General features: G+C 69.2%; 5 protein-coding genes. 1 reads left to right on the top strand and 4 read right to left on the bottom strand.

Annotated features, from left to right (window positions below; all coding sequences use genetic code 11):
* Positions 1-332, bottom strand: a 332-nt coding sequence (locus ACZ45T_RS32000; RefSeq protein WP_468447499.1) for a transposase, incomplete at its 3' end; no start/stop codon positions are given.
* A 370-nt stretch (positions 333-702) separates the two neighbouring features.
* On the bottom strand, positions 703-2,148 hold the full coding sequence (locus ACZ45T_RS31995) for a hypothetical protein (protein ID WP_468447497.1): 1,446 nt from the start codon (positions 2,146-2,148) through the stop codon (positions 703-705).
* A 291-nt stretch (positions 2,149-2,439) separates the two neighbouring features.
* Here ACZ45T_RS31995 and ACZ45T_RS31990 point away from each other — a divergent pair, with 291 nt between their 5' ends.
* A complete protein-coding gene (locus ACZ45T_RS31990; protein ID WP_468447495.1) occupies positions 2,440-2,982 on the top strand; it encodes an MOSC domain-containing protein in 543 nt (180 codons plus the stop codon).
* Between the two features lie 301 nt (positions 2,983-3,283).
* Here the strand turns inward: ACZ45T_RS31990 and ACZ45T_RS31985 are convergent, their stop codons facing one another.
* Both ACZ45T_RS31985 and ACZ45T_RS31980 read right to left on the bottom strand, forming a co-directional pair.
* A complete protein-coding gene (locus ACZ45T_RS31985; RefSeq protein WP_468447494.1) occupies positions 3,284-6,070 on the bottom strand; it encodes a hypothetical protein in 2,787 nt (928 codons plus the stop codon).
* Complete coding sequence (locus ACZ45T_RS31980) at positions 6,067-6,615, bottom strand: NB-ARC domain-containing protein (protein ID WP_468447492.1); 549 nt, start codon at positions 6,613-6,615, stop codon at positions 6,067-6,069. The genes ACZ45T_RS31985 and ACZ45T_RS31980 overlap by 4 nt, the downstream gene beginning before the upstream one ends.
* Positions 6,616-6,703 lie beyond the last annotated feature (88 nt).

The following is a 6,703-nucleotide window of genomic DNA, read 5'->3' as shown; positions in this document are numbered from 1 at the left end:
ATCCCTGCGGCATCGTGGTGGGCACGGACCGTTGTGGAGTCCAGGCTGACCAGCGACAAGTCCGTTCTTCCCACCCGGGCTCCCTCGGCGATCAGACCTTCCAGCAGGGCAGTGAAAACACCGGCGTCCCGCCAGACGCGGAAGCGTCCGTAGACGGTGGCCCAGGGGCCGAACTCGGCAGGCATCTCCCGCCACTGGGCACTGGACCGGAACCGCCAGATCACACCCTCGAACTGCTCCCGCAACCGCTCCGGGTACGGGCCGTACCTACCGATGGGCAGGTACGGCTCGATGAACTTCCACTGGGCATTGGTGAGTTGCCTGCGCGTCACGACCACAGTCCTACCGGGTTCCGCCCCGCGAAGAGGCCAGAACCCAGGAACTGATCACGACATCACACAGGCCCTAGGACCCCGCCGAGCTGCGCTGCCGTGCGGTGCGGACGGCCGCGGAGGTGCTTCCAGGTGAGGGGCCGTCTCACCGCGGCCAGGCTCCGCCGGAGCCTGGCCGCGGCGAAGCCAGATCTGCTGCCACCTACGGTGGGGTGGGCCGTGGCCGTGGCCGCGCCCTGCCGGGTAGGGCCTCGTACAGCCGGCGCCGGCGCCGGCGCCGGCGCCGTGCGATGGCCCGGCCGGCTTACTCGACGTCCCGCGAGGTCCGGATACACCGGGGCGAACGGACCGGACTCCGTTGCCCAGAGGGCTACGGGCGGGCCAGGATGTCGTCGACCCGGTGTGCGTAGATGACCCGGCCGCACGGAGAACCGGCGTCGGTGCAGGTCACCACCGTGCTGTCCATACGGTGTTCCGTCAGCGACCAGAGGTACTGCGTGCCACCGCCCGGAACGCCCTGGCCGTGCTCGAAGTAGAGGTCCTCGGGCCCGACCGCGTTGGTGATGTTGTCCCCGTAGTCCACCAGGCGGCCGCCGGTGACGGTGGCCCGCCGCAGGCTGCCGCTGTGGTCGGTCCAGCTGCGGTTGAAGTAATAGACGCCGTTGTAGCGCGCCGCGCCCTGGGTGAGGTCGCGTGGCAGGTAGTACGCCTGCGTCGCGTGGACCACACCGCTCGTCGCCTTCAACAGCCCCGTGGTGTCGTCGATGGGGAGGGCCCCGACGCGTCCCTTCTCCAGGTGGGTGTCGTCGGAGTCGCAATACTCGCCCATGACCAGGGAGGGGGCGGCGGTGTTGCTGCGGTCGACGGAGATGTAGGACGCCTTGGGCGCCCCGGTGGCCACACAGGTCACCGCGGACGAGGAATTGCCCTGGGCGGCGACGAACTTGTACGAGGCCACCTGGGGCATCACGTACCGGTAGGTGTGGCTGTAGTAGACGTTGCTCTGCCGGCCGATCTTGGTCGCGTCCCGGACGTTGCTCTTCAGGCCGTCGAGCGTGGTGTCGTCCACCGAGGCGTCCTGGTCATGGTTGAGGTCCAGGATCGAGCGCATGTCGAAGACCCGCAGGCCGTTCATCGTGTCCGCAACGTACAGGTAGTACTTGTACCAGGCCAGGCCCCCCGCGTGGATGTCGACCGCCTTGTACGAGACGTTGCCGTAGGAGTTGTAGTACGGCTCGACCAGCAGCACGTGCCGGTACCGGCGTCCGTCGGGGTTGCCCGCCACGTCCGTCTCCGGGTCCAGGAAGGACAGCCGCACGCCCTTGTCGTAGCAGGTGTCGGCATCCGCGGAGCACAGCTTGGTGCTCGCCTTGTCGTACCAGGATGCGACCAACGGTTTGCGGGTGCCCCAGAGTTCGTCGGCCTGGGCGTCCGAGACGCCGGTGAGCCCCTGGGGTATCCATTCCTGGGTGTCGGCGTCGCCCGCGTCCCAGCACAGCTTCTTCGCCGGAGGGAGCACCGCGCCGTTGTCGCCCGTACCGAACGGGTCCGCGGGGCACGACGCGCCGGTCTTGGCGACCCGGTTGCCCTGGTCGAGCAGGTCCTGGACGCCCTGCGTGGGCAGGGCCGCCTTCAGGTCGGCCACATGGCCGCTCAGGTCCGGGCCGGACTTGAGGTCGAAGGCGGAGGCGGTGGCCGGGTCGCCGGGAGTCGCCGCCTGCGCGGGAGCGGCGAGTCCGGGCAGCGCGAGGACCGCCGCGGCGAGCGCGGCGACCCAGCCCGCGCACCGGGAGAGAGGAGGTTGAGGCGTCGTCATTCTCTGACCTTTACTCAGGTGGAAGGGGGAATTCCGAGATCATTTCAACCCGCCTGACGCAAGGTCCAGGGCTCTGACCGGAATCCCATCTACCGCCCGAGAAGCAGGGTTTGGGACCATCCTTCGCGATAGACCCCGTCCCACCCGTTTTGCCCCGGCCCCTCCAGCGCGGCCTCACCCACGATTGGCCGTGGCTGCCGTGGCTGCCGTGGCTGCCGTGGCTGCCGTGCCCTGAGGCCCGAGAGGTAGGGTCGTAGCTGATCATTTGCCGCTGAGGAGGGGGCTCCGAGGATGTACGGGACAGTGACGGCAGTCAGCAGCAACGGCGAGTACTCGTTCACCAAGCCGAACCGGGACAGCATCACGCTGCTCGCCGGCCTCGGTGTGAAGGGCGACGTACATGCCGGTGTGACGGTCAAGCATCGCTCGCGTGTCGAGCAGGACCCCACCCAGCCGAACCTGCGCCAGGTCCACCTCATCCATGAAGAGCTCTTCGCCGAGGTCGGTGCAGAGGGATTCGCGGTAGTGCCCGGTGACCTGGGCGAGAACATCACCACCCGCGGAATCGATCTGCTCGGCCTGCCGGTCGGCACACTGCTGCGCATCGGCGACGATGCGGTGCTGGAGGTGACCGGCCTGCGCAATCCCTGCCTGCAGATCGACAACTTCCAGGACGGACTGCTGAAGCAGGTCGTCGGCCGCGATGAGGCCGGGGACATCGTCCGCAAGGCCGGAATCATGAGCATCGTGAAGGAGGGCGGAGCGGTGCGCCCGGGCGACACGATCAGAGCGGAGCTCCCCAGCGGGCCGCACCGGCCCCTGGAGCGGGTCTGACGTCTCTCCATCTGGCGGACCGTGACATGACATCGGCCGCGCGGGTTCTCGTGGCGTGAACATCAGGCGGGCCCACGTCCCGACCGTGTCGCATCCTGCCTGCTGCCATCTCGCGCGCCGACACCTCGCCGAGTCGACCGAAGAACTCGCTTTGCGAGCGGAGCGGAGCGCTGTGCGGCCAGTCCCGCCGGTGCCGACCCTTCGTCGGTCCGCGCGCGCCTCGTCGAAGGTGCCCACACCTGGTGACCGGCCGGTGCCAGGTCGGGCGACGGCCGGGAGCGGGGCGGGCGGGCCCTCGACGTCAGCCGTGCCTGGGGGCGCGGAAGCGGTAGCCGTGCAGACCGCGTGACCCGCAGGCGGTCAGGTCATAGCCGTCTCCCGTCCAGGCACATGTGAGCAGCGGGGCTTCCGTGCGCATGAGGGCCACGGCCTGGTTTGTCGCGCGGTCCCACACTTCCAGCGTCCGCGACGCTTTCAGGACGGCGAGCCGTTCTCCGTCCGGCGAGATCGCCATCGCCGTCACGGGCTCGGCATGTCCGGTGAGGACGGCCGTGCAGGAGCCGGTACTACGGTCCCAGATCCTCGTGACCGAATCCTCGCCGCCCATGGCGAGCCATGTGCCGTCCGGTGCGATCGCGATGGATGTCACTGTGCCGGTGTGTCCGGTCAGGGTCGTCGCCCGTCGCGAGCGCATGTCCCACAGCTTGACCTTTCCGTCCTGTCCGCCCGTCGCGACCCAGGACCCGTCGAGCGCCACGGTCGCGACGGTAACGCGGCCTCTGTGGCCGGAGCGGGTCACCGCCGTCACGATGTCCTGACCGGGGACCCAGAACGTCACGCCGCCTGCTATGTCGCCCACGACGAGGCCAGCCCGGTTCGGGGCGACAGCCAGGGCGGTGATGGTGACCTCGTAGCGGGGGAAGTCCGTGTTCCAGCTCTCGTCGACGGCACATACGTGCGCACGAGAAGTGCCGTTGGCGAGCGTGGGGTTCTGGCCATCGGCGCACCGGGCGAGGAACGCGCCGTCCGGGGACAGGGCCAGGACGGCCGAGTCGCCGTAACCGTAGAGTCGCTCCTCGAGACTCACTCTCAATCCGGTCAGGGCGGGGGCGTGCGGGGCCCAGATCTGGAGTCGCTCCTCGGTGTGCAGAGTCACGAGCTGGTTGCCGTCCGGTGTGATCGCGGCTCGTCGTGCAGTGGCTGCGAATGCGGAATTGCTGCTGCCTTGCAGCCTGGTGTCCCAGATAGGGTGCTCGGCCGACTGCGCGGCTGTGTCCCAGATTTTGACCGTTCCGTCGTCACCTGCCGTCGCGAACCACGAGTCGTCGTGCGCGAAGGCCACCCCGTTGACTGTGCCGACGTGGCCCGTGACGGTGGCGATCGGGCACTGGCCCGCAAGATCCCAGAGCGCCGGCGTCTCGTTGGCGCCGGCCATGGCCACGCGAGTGCCGTCATGGGAGACGGCGACTGCCTTCACCGAGCGGCTTCCGCTGATGTAGACGGTGTCCTCGCGATTGAGGTAGGTCCGGTCCTCAAAATGGTGCGGTGCGAGCATCACGCCCTGGCTGGTGGCCACGACGAGGCCGTCACCGCCCGGCAGGGCCGCCACCGGACCTCCGCCGCGGTCGTCGAAGAACGATGACCGGTGGCGAGCGTCGGCCGTGTCCCACCGTTTCAGCGTCTCATCCTCGCTGCTGGTGACGAACTGTGATCCATCGGGGTTGAAGGCGATGCCCGTCACTGTCCGGGTGTGGTAGAGGAGTGTGGTCGTGCAGGTTGAGGTGCCGGGATCCCACATCCGGCCGGTGCGATCGGCGCTCCCGGTGATGACGAGTCTTCCGTCCGGTTTGATGGCCAGGGCGGTAATCGCGCCGGTGTGCCCGGCGAGCGTACCGACACACGTCCACGTTTCCACGTCCCACACCTTCGCCGTGTGGTCCGCGCTACCGGTGACCAGCCAGGAGTTGTCCGGTGCGACGGCGATGGCCGTGACCGCGCTCGCATGGGCCACCACCGTCTCCACGCAGGTCCAAGTCTCGGTGTCCCACACCTTCAACGTTCCGTCGGCGCAGCCTCCGACGAGCCAGGTGCCGTCCACCGCGACGGCCAGGGATTTCACGCGACTCGAGTGGATAAGAGATCCGCGCAGAGCGGGATCGACAAGATCGGGCGGGTCCCATCGTTCGACCAGACACGGGGTGTGGGTGTCCTGCTGCCGAGCCGTGACTTGGTCGTGCCAGTCGGGCAGCGGCCCGAGTCGGCTGTAGAGCACATCAGCCAAGGCTTGCGTCGGTCCGGTGGGTGCCAGCAGATGCGCCACGCGCGAGAGGTCGCGGGCGCGGGACTGGGCTGTTGGGGAGGAAAGCTGGGCCAGGTCGCTCCAAGGGGCGTTGGGGCCGCGCTGATGCAGGCGGGTCTCGATCCACCGCAGATCGCCGGCGACCGCTTCGGCCGTGTCCGTGCGATCGGCCGCGATCAAGTGGTCGATCAGATGGTCGAGCGCGTATCCGTACGGAGTGTCCCACCAGGCCACGGCAGGACTCGGTGTGTCGCGAACAAGCGGCGCCGCCCCCGGCAGGCCGAGAGCCACCGCGGCCACGAGCTGGGCGTTCACGGCGGTGAGTCCGGCGGGGCCGAGTTGGCGGCGAAGGTAGTCGCGGATGACGTCGTGCAGCGTCAGGAAGCCGCCTTCCTCGGGATGGAGGGTGAGCAGCGACAGGTTCGCCAGGGTGCGGCAGAGCTCCCGGGCCCGGCTCTCCTCGTAGCCGGCGGTCGCTCCCCACAGCCGCGCCACCAATGGGATCGGAATGGCCTCGTCCTCGGCGAAGACCCCCAGTTCTGCGAAGCAGCGGGCGCCTCCGGCCGGCAGCAGGCGAGTGGCGGCCTCGACCGTCGCTTGGACGGCCTTGCGTCGTTGTCGCGGGTCGTCCAAGTCCAGCGGCACCGACGGGTCGACCCCCACTGGGCCGTACGCTCTCAGACGGTCGAGCACGCCCTCCGTCGCGGCGCCCAGCTCCGCGCCAGTGGCGACGTCGGCGGCTATGAGGCGGTTGGCCAGGCGCAGGAGCAGCGGCCAGCGGCCGGTCACTTGAGGATCTGTTCCACCTTGGGCCGGGGCAGGGGCGGCAGGTCCCACGTGAGGACCTGACGGGCCTGCTCTCGAGACATGGCGTCGACCCGAACCCGGCAGGCCGCAGTGGGCAAAATCTTGGGGATGCGGGTGGTGACGAGACGTACGCAGCCGCGGCCGCCTTGGAGGAACGGGTCGAGTTGTTCCCGCTCCCAGACGTCATCCAGCACCAGCAAGGTGCGGGGTCGCTGTTCCAGGAGACGGCCCAAGTGGGCACCAGCGAGGACCGGATCGTCGAAAGTCGTGGTGTCACCAGTGATGAACCGGGTCGCCTCAGCGACCTTGGCGGCGAGCGCCGCCCGGCCGCGCACCTCGCGCCCCACCGTTACGACGAACACCCGCCCGCGAAACCTCCGCCGAACCCTGCGGTCCGCGCACGCCACCTCGGCCAGCGTCGTCTTGCCGAAGCCGCCCGCGCCTTCCAAGGCCGTCGTGATGCCGACGGTGCGGCGCCGGCTGGCGGTCAACGCAGTGATCACTTCCGTCGCCTCGGTGCGCGCCACGATCCACGCCGGTACCGACGGTATGGGCGGACGTGGCGGATCGCCCCCACGTCGCTCTCCCAAGAGGCGTTGCAGTACGAGGCTCAGC

This window comes from Streptomyces sp. NPDC030995, assembly GCF_055571215.1.
This window is presented reverse-complemented; position numbering and strand designations above follow the sequence as displayed.